This window comes from Natronospira bacteriovora (assembly GCF_030848495.1).
GTDB lineage: Bacteria > Pseudomonadota > Gammaproteobacteria > Natronospirales > Natronospiraceae > Natronospira > Natronospira bacteriovora.
In genome coordinates this window covers 1-17,437 of the sequence record NZ_JAVDDT010000008.1, presented here as the reverse complement: position 1 = coordinate 17,437, position 17,437 = coordinate 1, and the positions used below count along the sequence as shown (strand labels likewise).

The 17,437-nt window shown below is 65.2% G+C and carries 12 protein-coding genes; 5 read left to right on the top strand and 7 right to left on the bottom strand.

The features are described from left to right. Positions 1 to 408: 408 nt before the first annotated feature. Positions 409 to 2,388: a putative bifunctional diguanylate cyclase/phosphodiesterase gene (locus RBH19_RS11470; RefSeq protein ID WP_306728999.1), complete on the bottom strand. Its 1,980-nt coding sequence runs from the start codon at positions 2,386 to 2,388 to the stop codon at positions 409 to 411. A 365-nt stretch (positions 2,389 to 2,753) separates the two neighbouring features. Here RBH19_RS11470 and RBH19_RS11465 point away from each other — a divergent pair, with 365 nt between their 5' ends. Further along, positions 2,754 to 3,848: a GGDEF domain-containing protein gene (locus RBH19_RS11465; RefSeq protein WP_306728998.1), complete on the top strand. Its 1,095-nt coding sequence runs from the start codon at positions 2,754 to 2,756 to the stop codon at positions 3,846 to 3,848. Positions 3,849 to 3,961: 113 nt separating this feature from the next. After that, on the top strand, positions 3,962 to 4,786 hold the full coding sequence (locus RBH19_RS11460) for an ion transporter (protein ID WP_306728997.1): 825 nt from the start codon (positions 3,962 to 3,964) through the stop codon (positions 4,784 to 4,786). 503 nt (positions 4,787 to 5,289) lie between these two features. Here RBH19_RS11460 and RBH19_RS11455 read toward each other — a convergent pair. Beyond that, on the bottom strand, positions 5,290 to 7,149 hold the full coding sequence (locus RBH19_RS11455; protein WP_306728996.1) for a M1 family metallopeptidase: 1,860 nt from the start codon (positions 7,147 to 7,149) through the stop codon (positions 5,290 to 5,292). A gap of 141 nt (positions 7,150 to 7,290) precedes the next feature. On the opposite strand from RBH19_RS11455, the gene RBH19_RS11450 reads away from it, so the two are divergent. Further along, positions 7,291 to 7,842, top strand: coding sequence for an SRPBCC family protein (locus RBH19_RS11450; RefSeq protein WP_306728995.1), 552 nt, complete (start codon positions 7,291 to 7,293; stop codon positions 7,840 to 7,842). Between the two features lie 43 nt (positions 7,843 to 7,885). On the opposite strand, the gene mutM is transcribed toward RBH19_RS11450, so the two are convergent. From mutM to RBH19_RS11425, 5 genes are all read right to left on the bottom strand, one after another. Next, the gene (gene mutM / locus RBH19_RS11445; protein WP_306728994.1) at positions 7,886 to 8,701 is read right to left on the bottom strand and encodes a bifunctional DNA-formamidopyrimidine glycosylase/DNA-(apurinic or apyrimidinic site) lyase; all 816 of its coding nucleotides are present in this window, start codon (positions 8,699 to 8,701) and stop codon (positions 7,886 to 7,888) included. Then, positions 8,694 to 9,530 carry a DUF4340 domain-containing protein gene (locus RBH19_RS11440; protein ID WP_306728993.1) on the bottom strand — a complete coding sequence of 279 codons (837 nt, stop codon included), beginning with the start codon at positions 9,528 to 9,530 and terminating at the stop codon, positions 8,694 to 8,696. Before RBH19_RS11440 ends, mutM begins: the two co-directional genes overlap by 8 nt. A gap of 424 nt (positions 9,531 to 9,954) precedes the next feature. Next, complete coding sequence (locus RBH19_RS11435; RefSeq protein WP_306728992.1) at positions 9,955 to 11,280, bottom strand: GldG family protein; 1,326 nt, start codon at positions 11,278 to 11,280, stop codon at positions 9,955 to 9,957. Further along, positions 11,277 to 12,029 (bottom strand): ABC transporter permease, encoded by a 753-nt coding sequence (locus RBH19_RS11430; protein WP_306728991.1) that lies wholly within the window; start codon positions 12,027 to 12,029, stop codon positions 11,277 to 11,279. The genes RBH19_RS11435 and RBH19_RS11430 overlap by 4 nt, the downstream gene beginning before the upstream one ends. Further along, on the bottom strand, positions 12,026 to 12,982 hold the full coding sequence (locus tag RBH19_RS11425) for an ATP-binding cassette domain-containing protein (RefSeq protein WP_306728990.1): 957 nt from the start codon (positions 12,980 to 12,982) through the stop codon (positions 12,026 to 12,028). The genes RBH19_RS11430 and RBH19_RS11425 overlap by 4 nt, the downstream gene beginning before the upstream one ends. Positions 12,983 to 13,661: 679 nt before the next feature. On the opposite strand from RBH19_RS11425, the gene RBH19_RS11420 reads away from it, so the two are divergent. Together RBH19_RS11420 and RBH19_RS11415 are read left to right on the top strand one after the other, a co-directional pair. Then, complete coding sequence (locus RBH19_RS11420) at positions 13,662 to 15,626, top strand: hydantoinase/oxoprolinase family protein (protein ID WP_306728989.1); 1,965 nt, start codon at positions 13,662 to 13,664, stop codon at positions 15,624 to 15,626. 85 nt (positions 15,627 to 15,711) lie between these two features. Further along, on the top strand, positions 15,712 to 16,902 hold the full coding sequence (locus RBH19_RS11415; protein WP_306728988.1) for a DesA family fatty acid desaturase: 1,191 nt from the start codon (positions 15,712 to 15,714) through the stop codon (positions 16,900 to 16,902). Positions 16,903 to 17,437 lie beyond the last annotated feature (535 nt).

Here is a 17,437-nt window from a genome sequence, read left to right as displayed (position 1 = left end):
ATTTCGTGTTCATTTCGTGGTCAATCCCTTTTACGCCATCTCCAGGCACGGCCCATCCCTCAGCACGGCCCGCATCTGCGTCCATCTGTGTTCATCTGTGGCCAATCCGGTTCTGGCACGGAGCCCCCCATTTGGGGGATGGTGAAAATTTCCCCTTCAGCTAGCCTGATACATGACGGAAGAGGCGAAGCCGCAAGTGGCCTCGACCGTCATTGCGAACGAGCATGCATTGCGCGAAAAGCGTCAGAAACAGAAAAGCGGAGGGGAGTAAGGGTAGCCCCGGGGCGCTGGATGGCGTCGCCGACCCTTGTGAAGGCCCCGCGAGAGGGCCGGGTCCGGGAAGGGCTCATGATGGGCGGAAAACGCCCCGGCGGTCGCCGGGGCGTTTTTTTTGTTTCTTTCTTTCCGTCAGTACTTTGGCCAGCGCCCGGAGAGCTCCGCTGGCGGCAGTTGAATCAGCTCGCTGATCTGCTCGTCGCTGAGAGGGCGGCTGAAGAAATAGCCTTGCACCAGATGGCAATCCTGGGACAGCAGCCAGCGCAGCTGGTCTGCCGTTTCCACCCCTTCGGCTACTACCTTGAGACCGATGTCGGCTGCCATGGTGATGGTGGCCCGGGCGATGGCGGCGTCCTCGCTGTTGTGGGCCAGATTACTGAGGAACTGGCGGTCCAGCTTGAGGATGTCGATGGGCAGGTTACGCAGATAGCTCAGTGAGCTGTAGCCCGTGCCAAAGTCGTCCAGGGCCAGGCGGATGCCCAGGTTCCGGATCGTCTCCAGAATGTGGATGTGGTATTCCGGCTCGCTCATCACCAGGCTTTCGGTGATCTCCAGCACCAGTTGTTCCGGCCGAACCCCGGTGGCTTCCAGCGTGGCGTGGATATTGTCCACCAGCCCCTCATCCGCGAACTGCCCCACGGAGAGGTTGACCGAAATATAGAAATCGCTGTCCGTGCGGTCATGCCATCGCCGGGCCTGCTGGCAGGCCTCGGTCAGCACCCAGCTGCCCAGGGGAACGATCAGCCCGGTCTGCTCGGCGAGGGGGATGAAGTCCGCGGGCGAGACATCGCCGTAATCCGGATCCCGCCAGCGGGCGAGGGCTTCCAGACCGACGATCCGGCCGCTCAAGGCATCCACCTGCGGCTGATAGTGCAGGTGCAAGCCGTTATTCTGAATGGCCTTGCGCAGGGCCGTCTCCATGGCCAGGCGCTGCATGGCCTGATCATGCATCTCCTGCTGGAAGAACTGGTGCCCGTTGCCCCCCAGCTGCTTGGCCCGCGCCATGGCAATGTCGGCATGCTGGATCAGTGCCTCCGGCGAGTGGCCGTCGTCGGGGAACAGGGCCACCCCCGCACAGGCAGTGACACGCAATTCACTGTCCCCCACCTCGATGGTGTCATTGAGGCTCTCGATGATGTCCTGGAGGCGCTGGGAAAGCTTGTTGGTGCGGCCATTGAGGCGCAGGAAGAGCAGGAATTCGTCGCTGCTCTGGCGCGCCACCAGTTCCCTTTCGGTGACCTGTTGTGTCAACCGGGACGCCACTTCCTTGAGAATGTTGTCGCCCACCTCATGGCCGAGGGAATCGTTGATGGCCTTGAAACGGTCGATGTCCAGGAACACCACCGCCAGGCGCCGGCCACTGCGATCCATGATGCGCAACTCGCGGCTCAGGGCATCGCGGAACATGCTGCGATTGGCCAGGCCGGTCAGCGGGTCGTAATGGGCCAGTTCATCCAGGCGGGATTCGGTCTCCTGCTTGGCGAAAATTTCGTCCGCCAGATCCTGGGCCATGTTGGAATAGGAAAAGCGCAGCTCCAGCAATTCCTGCAGGCTGCGGCTGTTCACCAGGGCAATGCTGGCCAGCAGACCGCCAATGGCAAGGGTGAACGCCGCCATCAACAGGGACAGTTCCGTGGCCATGAACATCTGAGCCAGAGCCAGGGGGGTCAAAGCCAGTACGATGAAACCGGCGGCGAAACGAAAATGCGAGGATGCCGCCAGCGTGGTAATGCTGGTGACACCGATGACCAGCGCGGACAGGGCCAGCTGATGGCCGGTGCCTTCGGCCGGAAACAGGGCCCAGGCGCCAAAACCCCAGCCGGCGGCCGTGACGGCGCCGCCACCCAGGAACAGCCACTCCCAGCGCTGCAGTTGCAGTGACAGTCGGCTATCGCCGTGGTAACTGAAGGCAAGGTGGATGCCGATGCGACCGAGCTCGGCCAGCAACAGCCAGGCGATGAAGACGCCCATCAGCGCCGTGTCGCTGATATCCCTCAGGCTGAGGGCGATCAGTCCCATGGTCAGAAGGGAGGCCAGGTAGGCGGCGCGGTGGTTGCTGAACGCCGACCGTAACAGTTCCGCCCGGGAGCGGCGCTGGATATCCGGATTCACCGATCAGCCCTCCGGTGCCTGGCCTGCAGGCGTCTGGCGGGGCATTCCGGATTCTGGGCCGAGCTTGTCTGCTGTGTATAGAGTGTCATTGTCTGGGAGTGAATATCGTGATTATGTTATCTATTCGTCGAGCTCCACTCCCTGGGGCACGCCCTTCACACGTCATCTGATCATGGCCGCAAGGTCTGCAATGGTCAAGTCACGGTGTCGATATTGTTTTGTTCCGGGGTGGCCGTCGGGTATTGGCGCCTGCGACAACTGCCGGTAAGCTGAGCGGGCGACATCACAGTCGGAAGCCTCGCCAGCCAGGGCAGGTCCTTCGGGGGGAAGGGGAGGCGAGCGGTTTTCAAGAGGGGAGAAAGCACTTGCCTGGCACACCGTCATCCTTTGTTCGTTCGCAGCGCCCGCTGTTCGCCGCCCTGCTGGGCTGGCTGCCATTCATTGCCGTCATGCTGTGGCTGGGCACCGTGCCGCCGCCGCCTCTGCCGGCGCTGGATGTGCTGGCCCTCGCCGTTGCCCTGTCGGCCATCCTGGCGCTTACCCTGATCTTTCTCTGTCTGCGTCTGCTGCCCTGGGCACAGTCGCGGCGTGACCCGGGCCTGTGGTTCCCGCAGGCACTGGCCGGTGGCATACTGATCGTCCTGCTGGCGCTGACCCAGCCGGAACAGGCTCGGCTGCTCCTGCTGCTGTCGGCACTGCCCTGGCTCGCCGTTCACGCGCAGGCGCTGGGTCCTGGCCGCCTGGGGGTGGTCAGCCTCCTGTTGCTCGCCCTCTATCTCGCCTTGCCCCTCGGTGGGGCCGCCTCAATGGCGCCGCTGGCCGAGTCCGTCACGGTCTATCAGGCCGTGCTCTTCCTGTTACCCGTCCTGGCGCTGATGTTGGCGCTGCCGCGTGCTTCGACCTCGCCATCCAGGGTGCGTGGCGACGAAACGGAGAGCAAGCCCCCCGCGCAGTTGCTGGATCAGGGTGCCCTGCTGGCCGTGATGCAGCGGGAAGCGGTGCGGCATCGCCGCAGTCAGGTGCCCTTCAGTGTCTGCCTGCTTGCCCTCGACGGCCTGAGCCGGATTCACCTGGAACGCGGGGAAGCCATGTGCGAACGGCTCAATCTGGCCTTCGGCAAGTGTCTGCTGGCCCGCGCCCGGCAACTGGACGTGGTGGGGCGGCGCAGCGCCACGGACGAGGCGATCGGTGATTACAGCGGCCTGGAATTCATCGCCGTGTTGCCGGAGACACCATTGCCCGGTGGGGTGAGTTTCGCCAACCGCATCCGCCATGCCATGGAGCAGTTGCCCATCCGCGTCGAGGGCGACACCCTTCGTTGCACCGCATCCGTCGGCATTGCCGAATATCGTGACGGTGAATCCCTGGCCAGCCTCCTGCTGCGGGCCCAGGACGCGCTCCACCGGGCGCAGCGTCTGGGCAGTAATCGCGTGGAACGGGAAACGGCCGGCAATCGCTAGCCGGCCTGAGCGCCCCCACCGGCAGGTGGTTCGCCGGTTATAATGGGCGCTTTGCGTCAGTCGATTACAACGGCCACCGCCCCTCGGCGCGGTGGCTTCCCCGGAGAATCATCATGGCAGTACTGGGTATGCCCACGGCTCCCTGGCGGGATCGCCTTGGTCTATGGATCGAGAGTTCGATCCCGCGCAATTTCATCATTGCGCTGATCGTCATCAACGCCGCGCTGCTGGGTCTGCAGACCTCCGAAACGGTGGTGGCGGCCGTGGGTGACTGGATGCGCCTGGCCAATACCCTGATCGTGGCCGTCTTCGTGGTCGAGATCCTGATCAAGCTCATTGCCTGGGGTCCGCGTTTCTTCCGCAATGGCTGGAATGTCTTCGATTTCCTGATCGTGGCCGTCTCCCTGGTCCCCGATTCGGCCGGCCTGTCCGTCCTGCGTGCCCTGCGCATCCTGCGCGTGCTGCGCCTGCTGTCCACCGTGGGCCATCTGCGGGTGGTCACCGAATCCCTGCTCAAGGCCATCCCCGGCATCGGCTGGATCGGCCTGCTGCTGCTGATCGTCTTCTACGTCTTCGGCGTCATGGGCACCGAACTCTTCGGCGACGCCTTCCCGCGCCAGTTCGGCAACGTGGGCGCAAGCATGTACAGCCTGTTCCAGATCATGACCCTGGAAGGCTGGTCCGAAGACATCGCCCGCCCGGTAATGGATGTCTATCCCTACGCCTGGGTGTACTTCATCGTCTTCATCCTGATGTCGTCCTTCACGGTGCTGAACCTGTTCATCGGCATCATCGTGAATTCCATGCAGGAACTGCACTGGACGGAAGAAGAAGCCAAGCAATCGGAACGGGAAGAAAAGGCCCGCCTGGAACGCGAACGCATGCTGCGCCTGATCGAGGAACTGCATGCGAAGGTGGATCGCATGGAACGGCGATGAAACGGGAAGGCGCCATCATTGTCCGCTATTACAATCGTGCGGTTGGCACGACCCTACCTAATGCCCCCTGTAGGCGCGGATTTATCCGCGCAATGGCCGGAATCCGCCGTTCCACTGGTTTGAACGAGTGAATCGTGAAACGTGAATCGGAGGGGGGCGTTAGCGGATGCCGGGGTGCTCGTTGCTGAGCGGCCTAGAAAGTGAGGTGTGAGGCGTGAGGCGTGAGGTGAAAACCCGAAGCCTTCGGCTTCCGCGCTGCGCGCGAACCAGGCCGGCCGACGGCCGGCCGTTGGGCGCCAAAGGCGCCCCGCCTTTCCCCTCACACCTTACGCCTCACTCCTCACCCTCGAGGCCGCAACACTCCAAGTGCCCCGGCACCATCCAGCGCCCTCCGATTCACGATTTACTCGAAATGCCGATTACGACTACGACTACGACTACGATTACGACAACGAGGGCACTGCCCACTCAGCACTCAGCACTCAGCACTCAGCACTCAGCACTCAATCCTCATCCAACAACCGCTCCACCGTATCCCGGCCCAGGGGGTGATACCCCGCGCGGGCTTCGAGATAGATCGCTTCGGCCAGTTCCCGATCCGTTTCCACCAGGGCGGCATACAGCGGTCGCAGGAACTTCATGCGGCCCACTTCCAGCAGGAACTCGCGTACCCGTTCCATGGCCGGTTCATAGCGATTGCGAATGGCGATCTCCAGCCAGGCGGCGGCAACTTCGTAGTTGGCCGAATGGGTCAGGTCGAAGGCCTCGTCCAGGGCATCCAGGCGGGCGCGGGAGAGTTCATCCGGCAGATTGTTCAGGAAGTACACCCACTGCAGGGCATGCCAGTCATCCCGGCGGATGTCGCTGATGCCGATCTCGTCGGCCAGCCAGCGCTCGCTCATCTCATCCACCCGCTCGAAGGCGGTCGAGCGGGGCACGGGGTAGCCCTCGGGCATGCCGGGCTCGTAGATCCATTCATGCACCCGCTCCGGTGACATGATGTCCTCGTTGCCCTTGATCAGGTTCTCCAGCAGGAACTCCCTGAAGTGCTCGGTGGTAATGGCCTGGAAGGCAAAGCGTTCGAAATAACGGCGCAGGAAATCATCGGTTCGCTCGCGGCCGAAGCGTTCCTCGATCTCGGTAATGAACAGGCGCCCCTTCTGATAGGGGATCAGGGTAAAGACATCGTCGGCCGGTCGTCCGCTGAGATCCACGGCCAGGATCTGGCGCTCCGGCGGCAGGCTGTCCAGCGCCGCCAGCAGGCCCTGATAACCGATCACGGACTGCATGTCCGCCCGCTCACGGTCATAGACGTCTTCCATGTTGCGGTATTCCATGTACACGGTGACGCCTTCGTTCAGCCACAGGTCACGCCAGGCGGCGTTGTTGACCAGGTTGCCGGCCCAGGAATGCACCAGCTCATGGGAGATCAGGGACACCAGGCTTTCATCACCGGCAATGATGGTCGGCGTCACGAAAGACACCCGCGGGTTCTCCATGCCGCCATAGGGGAAGCTCGGCGGCAGCACCAGCAGGTCATAGCGGCCCCAGTCGTAGTCGCCGAAACGCGCCTCGGCCTTCTCCAGCATGCGCTGGGTCACGGCAAACTCTTCCACCGCGGCTTCCAGGTAACGCGGTTCGGCGTACACGCCCACCCGGTCGCTGATGGGCTCGAAGTAGAGATCCCCCACGGCCAGGGCGATCAGATAGGGCGGCACCGCCTCCGGCATGTTGAAGAGGAAGCGCCCGTCACGCTCGGCGTGGGGATCGTTCTCCGCGCTCATCACCGCAAACAGGCCCTGGGGCGGACGCAGGACGGCGCTGTAGGTGATGCGCACCTGCGGGGCATCCTGCAAGGGCACATAGCTGCGGGCATGGGTCGGCTGGCCCTGGCTGAACAGGAAGGGGTGCTCGCCACCGGCGGTCTGTTCGGGCGTCAGCCACTGCAGGCCCGAGGCATCGGGGCTGGTGGTGTAATGCACGCGCACCGTATCCGGCTGGCCGGTGAGTTCGATGGTCAGGGCCGAGCCCAGGTGTTGCTCGGCCTCGGCCAGGGTGAACTCCGTCTCCAGCCAGTCTTCACCGCTCTTGAACTCCACCCGGTGGATTTCCAGGTCCCGGGTATCCAGCACCAGGCGGCTTGCCCGGCGATCCACCCAGTTCAGATCAAGGCGGGCCCAGCCATCCAGTACCTGGCGATCAAAGTCCACGTCCAGATCCATGTGCACATGGCTAACCCGCACCTGTTCCGGGTTGGCATGGGAATGGGGATCCGGCACCGCCGGCGGATGGGGCGCCTCCCGTTCGCAGCCCGACAGGGCGAAGCCGGCAAGAAGAAGACAGGCAATGAGTTTGCGGACCATGATCATGATCTCCCTGGAAACGATTGGCGGATTCCCGGATTCTACATGTTGCGGGCGATTCAATGGACCGCATTCTTTTGGCCTTTCCATTCCCGTCGTGACGGGCGCAGAATAGGCCTGTCACGGAATGAGGAGATCGCCATGCGCATTGCCAGCACCATCGCCGCCGGCCTGGCCGGCCTGGCGGGCCTGCTTGTCTTGCTTGCACTGATCGGCCTGCTGCTGCCATCCGAGCGCACTGTCTCCCGGTCGCTGGCCATGCAGGCCCCGGCATCGGTGATCTACGACCACATCGCTGATTTGCGTGAGTTCCATGAATGGTCCCCCTGGGCCTACCGCGACCCCAACATGGAGGTGAGCTTCGAAGGAGAGGACAAGGGGGCCGGGGCCATCATGTACTGGGACAGCGAGAGCGAGGGTTCCGGCCGCCTGGAGATTCTGCAGGCCGAGCCCGGCGCCTTCATCATCTATGAGATTGACTTCGGCGCCGGCCAGCCGGCCCGTGGCCGCTTCGAAATCGAGCCCGAAGGCCACCGTCAGCGCGTCACCTGGTCCATGACCGCCCAGCTCGACGCCATCCACTGGCGCTACATTGGCCTCTTCCTCGACACCATGATCGGCCCGGATTTCCTCAACGGCCTCACCTACCTGAAGATGCGGGTGGAAGCGGCGGATTCACCGTTCGAACAATAGGGTAGATTGCGGCACCGTAGGAGCGGATTTTATCCGGGAATTCCTACCGCTGACACCGCCCACAAAAAAACGTCGACCTTTGCCCGATCACCTCGCGGCGGATGGTTCCCCCGCAGCCCTCGCAGGCTTCGCCCTCTCGCCCGTACACCCGCAATGACTGGCTGAAGTAACCGGGCATGCCGTCGCTGTCGCGGAAGTCGCGCAGGGTGGTGCCGCCCTGGGCGATGGCGGCGGCAAGAACCGCCTTCACGTTTTCCGCCAGGCGCTGGTAGCGGGGCAGGGCGATGCGCCCGGCGGGGCGGCGGGGGTGAATGCCGCTGAGATAAAGGGCCTCCGAGGCGTAGATGTTGCCCACGCCCACCACCACGGCCGAATCCATCAGGAAGCTCTTGACCGGGGCGCGTCGTCCCCGCGAGGCAAGATAAAGATGACTGCCGTCGAAATCCCCCGACAGGGGTTCGGGGCCAAGCCCGGCCAGCCGCGGGTGTTCACCCACGGGCAATTCCGTGAACAGCACAAAGCCGAAGCGGCGTGGATCGTTGAAGCGCAGGCAGTGACCATTGGCCAGCACCAGGTCCACATGATCATGCTTCCGGGGCGGGCGGCCGTCGGTGACGATGCGCAGGCTGCCGGACATGCCCAGGTGCCAGATCAGACAGCCGGCCCCGGTCTGGATCAGGAGGTACTTGGCGCGCCGGCTGACCTGCTCCACGGTGGCGCCACGCAGGCGGGCATCCAGGCCCGCCTCCACGGGCCAGCGCAGGCGCGATTCACGCACCACCAGGCCGGCAATGGCATTGCCCTCCAGAAACGGCGCCACGCCGCGCCGTGTGGTTTCCACCTCGGGCAGTTCAGGCATCGTCGTCCGGCAGCAGCAGGGCGGGGCGTTGCCCGGCCGGGAAGCGGTAGCGCAGGCCGGTCTCCGGGCTGGCCAGGGTCACGGCGGCGGCACTGTCCTCCACCACGTGAAAGACCCGGGTCCGGCCGTCGCGCTGATGCACGCGAATCAGGGGCACATCCACGGTCTCGCCCATCCAGCCCATGGCCTCGCGGCTCTGGGCCGTCTCCCAGTTGCGGGCCAGGCGGGCCAGGTCATCCTCGTCCAGCTGGGCCACAGCCTCGCCACCCGGTGTCAGGGTCCAGCGCCCGGCCTCGCCCCGGGCCAGGGTCTGGCCGGGGAACTCGATGGCCTCCACCGGCCCGCCACCGGGTAGCAGGCGATTGTCCACCAGCACGATGCCCGACCGGGCCAACTGGAGATACACCAGCTCATCCACCAGCAGGATCTCATCCCCACGCTGCACATAGCGCCGCCGCTGCACCGGCTCACTGTCGCCCACGGTCAGCGCCTGCCCATTCACTTCAATGCGCAGCACGGGTTGATCCAGGCCCACTCGGGCCGGATCCAGATCATCGACGGAATAACGCCCGTGCACTGGCGCCCGCAGCAACACCAGCATCTGCCGCACCCGTTCCGGATGGGCCGGCGCAGCCATCTCGCCCGTCAGGCGCCAGCCGGTTTCCGTGGGCACCAGGCGCCACAGCAGGCCACCGTCATCGCGCGCACTCACCTCCCGGATCTCCCCGACGGGAATATCCAGCAAGGGCTCATCCCCGGCCTCTTCATCCATGGCCAGCCAGAACAGCAGCCCGATCACCGCCAGCCCACCGAGCAGAAAAATGTTCATTCGAGTTCGCGTCTGCATACCACTCTCAATGATTGTATTGGCCACAGATGAACACAGATGGACACAGATGTTGGCCCTGGCGGGGACGAATGCCGTGCCGGACGAAATGCCGATTCATCTAATGGCACCGTAGGAGCGGATTTATCCGCGATAACAATCCGCCCCCTGGCACGCCGCTCAATATTTTCTGTAGGAGTGGCGTCCGCCGCGATCAACCTCTCCAGACCCCAACACCCTCAGCACCCGCACGGCCCACATCTGCGTTCATCCGTGTTCATCTGTGGCTAATCAATTCCAGGCTATACGGGCTCTGCTGATCCTCGCCGGAGGTCCCTCCGAAGCAGCACGTCCTCAACCCATGCACGGCCAAAATCTGCGTTTATCTGTGTTTATCTGTGGCTAAAAAGTTCTTCAGCCGAGCGTTCTACCGCCGGCGCCACCACCAGAAGAACACCCCGGTGGCGAGGAAGAGGCCCGGGAGGATGAGCAGGAAGAAGCTGCCGATGACCGTGTAGCCGGTGCGGCCGAGGTCCAGTTCCCGGTCCGGGGCACTGCGCACGGGCACGGCCAGGCTCAGGGGGTCGGCGGAGGCCCAGTTGAACAGGCGGGTGCCCAGTTCCAGGTTCACGCCGTTGCCGATGAAGGCATTGCTCAGAAAGGCGGTGCTGCCGATGACGGCAATGCGCTGTTCCTGCTCAATGCCTTCTCCCACTTCCAGCGTGCGGGTCATGAGCAGGCCAAGGTGGAAGGGGCCGCCGGCCAGGCGTTCGCGGTCATGGTCTTCCAGCCAGGCCTCACCCGAGGTGCGCAGGATGGGCTGGCGTGTCCAGTCGTCCATGCCGGCGGCGTCCACCATCGTCACATGGGGGAAGAGGGTGACGGCATCCAGCGGGCCGGTGACCGGGTTTTCCTCGTACTGGAAGATCAGCACCAGGCCCGGGTCGTCGATACCCAGCATCTGTCCGGTGGGATCTTTCACCGTGGCTTCCGGCAGGCCGAGGCCGAGATGATCGGCAAGCCCGCCCGGTGGCTGGCCGTGGGGGTCGATCAGCCAGATCAGATTGCCGCCGTCCTCGAGATACGCCTTCAGGCGGTCGATTTCCCCGGGCAGCCAGCCCGTGCGATTGCCGGCGATCACCACGGCGGCGGTGTTGTCGGGGATGCCCCGCTCGGCGATGTTGCTGCGTTGCAGGCGCAGGCCCCGTTCACGCAACTGCTCGCCCAGCTGGCCCAGGTCATGATTGGCCTGGCCCAGGGGGTCGGGCTCGCCATGGCCGCGGGTGAAGACCACGAAGCGGTCCTCGGCGCGGGCCGCCCGGGCCAGGGCATTGGTGATGCCGGCCTCGGTAAAGCGCTCCACCCGCTGGCGCTGCTCGCCGACGCGCACGAAAATCTCGCCCATCTGGGTCACCCCGAATTCGCGGCTGCGCTGGGGCTCCAGATCCGGGTTGATGAAGGTCAGCTGGATGGCCGGCTTGATGGCCTGGTAGCGGTCCACCGCCGTCCGCACCCGGCTGCGCAGTTCTTCCTGATCGCCCAGAAAGACGATGAATTCCAACGGTTCATCGATCTCCTGCAAGAGATGCCGGCTGGCCTCCGACAGGCTGCCGCGTGCCCCGTGGGTCCAGTCGAAGGTGGTGGCGAAACGCTGGCTGGCCACCGCCAGGGCGCCCACGATGGCCAGCAGCAGCATCACCGTCAGCCAGCGTTGCAGGCGGTTCTGCCATTGGGTACGGCGATCCATCTTCATGGTTTCAGTCTTTCACTGTCGAGACGGTGAATGCCCAGGCCGAGAAAGGTGGCCATGAACAGCAGGTAATAGGCAATGTCGCCGGTGAACACCTGGCCCCGGCTCAGGTTCTGGAAATGGCTGATGACCGACAGCCACTGCATGATGCCCGGCCCGTCGGCGGCGTCCGCCGTCCAGTCGATCATCCACAGCAGCAGCAGGAGCCCGAAGGTGGTGATGGCGGCCACCACCGGCTGGCGCGTCAGGGAAGACAGATAAAGGCCGGCGGCGGCGAAGGCCCCGGTGAGCAGCAGCAGGCCCATCAACCCCGCCGCCCACTTGCCCAGGTCCAGGGTGGTGCCCACGGAAAGACTCAGCGGCATCAGGCCCACCACCAGCACCATCGCTCCCAGCAGGGTCATCACGGCCAGGAATTTCCCCAGCACGATCTGGGCCGTGCCCACAGGCGAGGACTGCAGCAGGCGCAGGCTGCCGCTGCGACGCTCTTCGCTGATCAGGCGCATGGTCAGCAGCGGCACCACCAGCAGCAGGATCAGCGCGGCACTGCCGAACAGGGGCGTGGCCACCATGTCGGTAACACCGGGGGCTTCCGGCTGCCCGGCAAAGGCCGGCTGCAGCTGGTCGGTCCACATGTCCAGCTGCACCAGGAATATCCAGGCATGGATGAAGGTGGTTACCGCCAGAATGGCCCAGGCCAGCGGCGACAGGAAAAGACTGCGCAGTTCACGCCCGGCAATGGTAAGGGTCATGCCGCCGCTCCTTCCGCCGGGGCGTTGTCCTGACCGGTGAGGGCAACGAATATCTGCTCCAGGCTGGCCTGCTCGGGCTCCAGGCGCTTCAGGCCCCAGCCCTGTTTCACCGCCAGCTCGGCGGCCATGGGCGCGAGCTCTTCGCGCCCGGCGTGCTGAATGCGGAAATCCTGCTCGTCCAGTTTCTCCACGCTCTCCACCCCGGGCAGCTCCCACAGGGCACTGGGGTCGATGGGGTAGCTGAGGGTCAGGCGCAGCTGGCGGCTGTGGCCGCGGTTGATTGCCGCCATGTGATCTTCATAGACCAGGCGGCCGCGGAACATGATCTGCACCCGCGAACAGGTGGCGGTGACTTCCGGCAGGATGTGAGTGGAGAGGATCACGCCGTGATCCTGGCCCAGCTCGCGAATCAGCGCCCGGATCTCGCGCACCTGGATGGGATCGAGCCCCACGGTGGGTTCATCCAGAATCACCAGCGCCGGCTCATGGATGATGGCCTGGGCAATGCCCACCCGCTGCTGGTAACCCCGTGACAGATGTCCGATCAGTCGCTTGCCCTGCGCCTCCAGGCCGCAGCGCGCCCGTGCCCGCGCCACCGCCTGGCGCACCTTCTCCCGCCGAAGCCCGCGCAGGCGCGCGGTGAAGGCCAGGTACTCGTTCACCGTCAGCTCGGGATACAGGGGCGGATGTTCCGGCAGATAACCCACATGGGCCTTGGCCGACTTCGGCGACTCCAGCAGATCAATCCCCGCAATCCGCACCGACCCCCGGCTCGGCGCCAGGCAACCGGTCAGCATGTTCATGGTGCTCGACTTGCCCGCCCCATTGGGCCCGAGAAAGGCCAGCACCTCACCCCGGGACAGGGAAAAACTCACCTTGTCCACGGCCGTATGCTGCCCGTAATCCCGACCCAGATCGTGACATTCCACCAGGGTTTCCGACGCGCTCTGCATGCTTGTCCTTGGTGTGCAGGAAGTTGATCGGAGTGTATAGCACACCCGGAAAATGTGGCTAGTGCTGAGTGCTGAGTGCTGAGTGCTGAGTGCTGAGTGCTGAGTGCTGAGTGGGCAGTGCCCTCGTAATCGTAGTCGTAGTCGTAATCGGCCTTTCGAGTGAATCGTGAATCGTAAAACGTGAATCGGAAGGCGGCGTTGATCGGAGCCCTGCCTGTGGGAGCGGTATTCCTGCCGCGATCAACGCTTGGCCGGAGCCGTTAGCCGTGCCGCTACCACCGCACGTTCGCCGGCTTCGAGAGTGAGGTGTAAGGCGTGAGGCGTGAGGTGAAACCCCGAAGCCTTGTGGCTTCCGCGCTGCGCGCGAACCAGGCCGGCCGACGGCCGGCTGTTGGGCGCCAAAGGCGCCCCGCCTTCCACCTCACGCCTCACACCTCACTTTCGGAGCCGGTAGGCTCGCGGTGCCACGCCACCCGCTAACGACTCCAACCACCCCAATCGCGGCGGACGCCGCTCCCACAGAAGATGGCACGGCTTCGATCGAGGCCGCCTTCCGATTCACGATTCACGGGATGCCAACCGAACGCCCCGCCCCTCCGAGAACCGCCGCCCCCTCCGACCAGCACCCACTAAGCACTCAGCACTCATAACTCCAAATTTCCCGGTACCATGCACAACCATGATCCTGGGCATCGACACCGGCGGCACCTTCACCGACTTCGTCCTCCTCGACGAGGGGCGCCTGCGGGCGCACAAGGTGCTGTCCACGCCCGAGGCCCCGGAGCGGGCCATTCTGCAGGGGCTGGAGGAAATGGGCCTGGCGGGGCGGCGGCTGCGCATTGCCCATGGTTCCACCGTGGCCACCAATGCGGTGCTGGAAGGGCGGGGCGCGAAGACCGCCTACGTGGGCAATGCCGGGCTCGAGGATGTGCTGCTGCTGGGGCGGCAGAACCGGGCCCGCCTGTATGACCTTACCCCGCCGGTGGATCGCGGCCCGCTCACCGATCTGCCCCGCTTCGGGGTCTCGGCCCGGATGGATCACCAGGGGCGGGAGCTCAGCCCGGTGGACGGGGAGGAACTGGCCGGGCTGGCTCAAAAGCTCCGGGAGTCCGGGGTCGAGGTGGTGGCGGTGAACCTGCTCTTTTCCTTCCGCGACCCGGCGCATGAACAGGCCGTGCGCGCGGCCCTGCCGGACGATCTCTTCATTTCCCTGTCCTCCGATGTGCTGCCCGAGCACCGGGAATACGAGCGCGGCATGGCCACCTGGCTCAATGCCTACGTGGGCCCGAAGGTGGCCGATTACATCGGCCGCCTGGCCGAGGGCGTGGGCGAGAGCCGCCTGCAGATCATGCAGAGCAGCGGCGGCCTGATGGATGCCGCCGTGGCCCACCAGCGCGCCGTGCACCTGCTGCTGTCCGGCCCGGCCGGGGGCCTGCGCGGGGCGCTGGAAGCCGGGCGCCGGGCCGGCTGTGAGCGCCTGATGAGTTTCGACATGGGCGGCACCTCCACCGACGTCAGCATGCTGGATGGCGACATCCGCCTGAGCGATGCCGGCTACATCACCGCCGGCGAGGGCCGCCTGCCGGTGCCCGTGCCCATGGTGGACCTGCACACCATCGGCGCCGGCGGCGGCTCCATTGCTCGCCTGGACGAGGGCGGGGTGCTGCGGGTGGGCCCGCAGTCCGCCGGGGCCGATCCCGGCCCGGCCTGTTACGGGCGGGGCGGTACGGCCGCCACCGTCACCGACGCCAACCTCATCCTCGGGCGCATTCCCGAGGCCGGCTTCGGCGGCGGCCTGACCCTGGATGTGGACGCGGCCCGGCGCGCCATGCAGCCCCTGGCCGAGGCCATGAACCGCGACATCGAGGCCGCCGCCGAGGGCGTGCTGGCGGTGGTGGAGGAGGCCATGGCCGGGGCCCTGCGCCTGATCAGTGTCGAGCGCGGCCAGGACCCTCGTGAGTTCGTGCTGGTCTCATTCGGCGGTGCCGGCGGCCTGCATGTCTGCGCCCTGGCCGAAAAACTGGGCATGAACGAGGCCCTGGTGCCCATTCACGCCGGGGTACTTTCTGCCCTGGGCATGACCGTCACCGCCCCCGCCCGCGAACTCTCCCGTTCCATCCTGCAGCCCCTGGAAACCCTCTCGGCCGATGAGCTGACCACGGCTTTTGAAACCCTGGAAGGGCAGGCCCGGGAGGCCCTGGTGCAGGACGGCGTGGCCGCGGCCGACATTCGCTTCGAACATCATCTGGACCTGCGCTACCAGGGCCAGTCCCACGCCCTCAATCTGCCCTGGCAGGCATCCACCTCGGACGCGGCCTTTCACCAGGCCCACCGCCGCGCCTACGGCCATGCCCTGGACATGCCGGTGGAACTGGTCAATCTGCGCCTGTCCGCCCGCGGCCCGGCGCCCGCTTTGCCCGAGGCCCTCCCGGCGGCGGCTGAATCGGGGCAGGGCGCACGGGAACCCGCCGGGGGGGCGCCGGGTCTGAGTATCAGCAGGGAAGCATTGCCCACAACGGAGAGCCGACCGGGCCCGCTTCGCATAACCGATGCCGTCGGCACCACCTGGGTGGCGGCGGGCTGGCAGGCCCGGCGGGATGCCCTGGGCAATATCCGTCTTTCACGGTTGAATGGTGCTCATTGAGCCGACGGGAGGTGATGCCGCCCCCGGCTTTGTGCGTACAATGAGTTGCAAGCAAGATTCTTTTCACGGGGAGTAACTTTTTCCGATGTTGTCCGAATTCCTGAGTCAGGGCCTGCTGGGCCTGCCCGCCTGGGCCTATGTGCTGTATGCCGTTCTCGCCACCCACTTCACCGTCATGGCCGTCACGCTGTTCCTGCACCGCGACCAGACCCACCGGGGCGTGGACCTGCACCCGGCGGTGCGCCATGTCTTCCGTTTCTGGCTGTGGCTGACCACCGGCATGAAGACCAAGGAATGGGTGGCCGTGCATCGCAAGCACCACGCCCGCTGCGAAACCGAGGAAGACCCCCACAGCCCCCAGGTGCTGGGCCTGCGCAAGGTCTTCTTCCAGGGCGCCGAACTCTACAAGCAGGAAGCCGCCAAGCCGGAGACGGTCGAGAAGTATGGCCGCGGCACCGTGGATGACTGGGTCGAGCGCAATGTCTACAGCCGCTTCCCCATCCTCGGCGTTAGCCTGCTGCTGGTGCTCAATGTCGCCCTGCTGGGCGCCCTGGGCCTGACCATCTGGGCCATCCAGATGATCACCATTCCCCTGCTGGCCGCCGGTGTGGTCAACGGCATCGGCCATTTCTGGGGCTATCGCAACTTCGAATGCCGCGACGCCGCCACCAACGTCTCCCCCGTGGGCATCCTGCTGGGCGGTGAAGAGCTGCACAACAACCACCACGCCTTCCCCAGCTCGGCCAAGTTCAATCTGCGCCCCTGGGAGTTCGACATCGGCTGGGTGTGGCTCAAGGCCCTGAGCGCCGTGGGCCTGGCCAGGATCCGCCGCGTGGCGCCCAAGCCCATCCTGGCCAAGGAAGCCGCCGACCCCCAGCACCTGGACCTGGAGACCGTGCGCGCGGTGATCCAGAACCGCCTGCACGTGCTGCGCCACTACAGCCGCACCGTGACCGTGCCCATGCTGCGCGAGTCCCTGCAGGACCGTGGCCGCCGCGTCATGCGCCGCGCCCGCAAGCTCCTCATCCGCGAACCGGAACTGCTCGACACCGGCGAGCGCAAGCACCTGATCAACCTGCTCAAGCAGCACGACGAACTGCAGACCATCTACGACTACCGCGAGCGCCTGCGCGAGATCTGGGAAACCACCGCCCAGAACGACCAGCTGCTCAAGCGCTTCAAGGAATGGTGCTGGGAAGCCGAACAGTCCGGCATCCGCTACCTGCAGGACTTCGCCCGCAGCCTCCGCAGCTACCAGCTCCCTCAGGCCGCCTAGGCCGCCTGCGGCGGCAGGAGCAAGGAGCAAGGAGCAAGCAAGCTTCGGGCAGATTGTTGTGGGAGAGGCTTTAGCCTCGATTGCTGCCTTCGGATGGCAACCATCGAGGCTAAAGCCTCTCCCACATTCGTTTCTGGCCTCGTATTTTCCTGACGACACTCTGTGGGAGCGGCGTCCGCCGCGATTGACGAGTGAATCGTGAATCGGAAGGCGGCCTCGGTCGAAGCCTTGCCTGTGGGAGAGGCTTCAGCCTCGATCAGCGTTTTTCGGAGCCGTTAGCTGCGCCGATGCCACCGCACGTTCGCCGGCTCCGAATGTGAGGAGTGAGGCGTAAGGTGTGAGGTGAAAGGCGGGGCGCCTACGGCGCCCAACGGCCGGCCGCCGGCCGGCCTGGCACGCGCGAAGCGCGGAAGCCGAAGGCTTCGGCATTTCCCCTCACTCCTCACGCCTCACACCTCACTCTCGGAGCCGCAACACTCCCAGACGCCCCGGCACCCGCTACCGCCCCACTCAGCACTCAGCACTCAGCACTCAG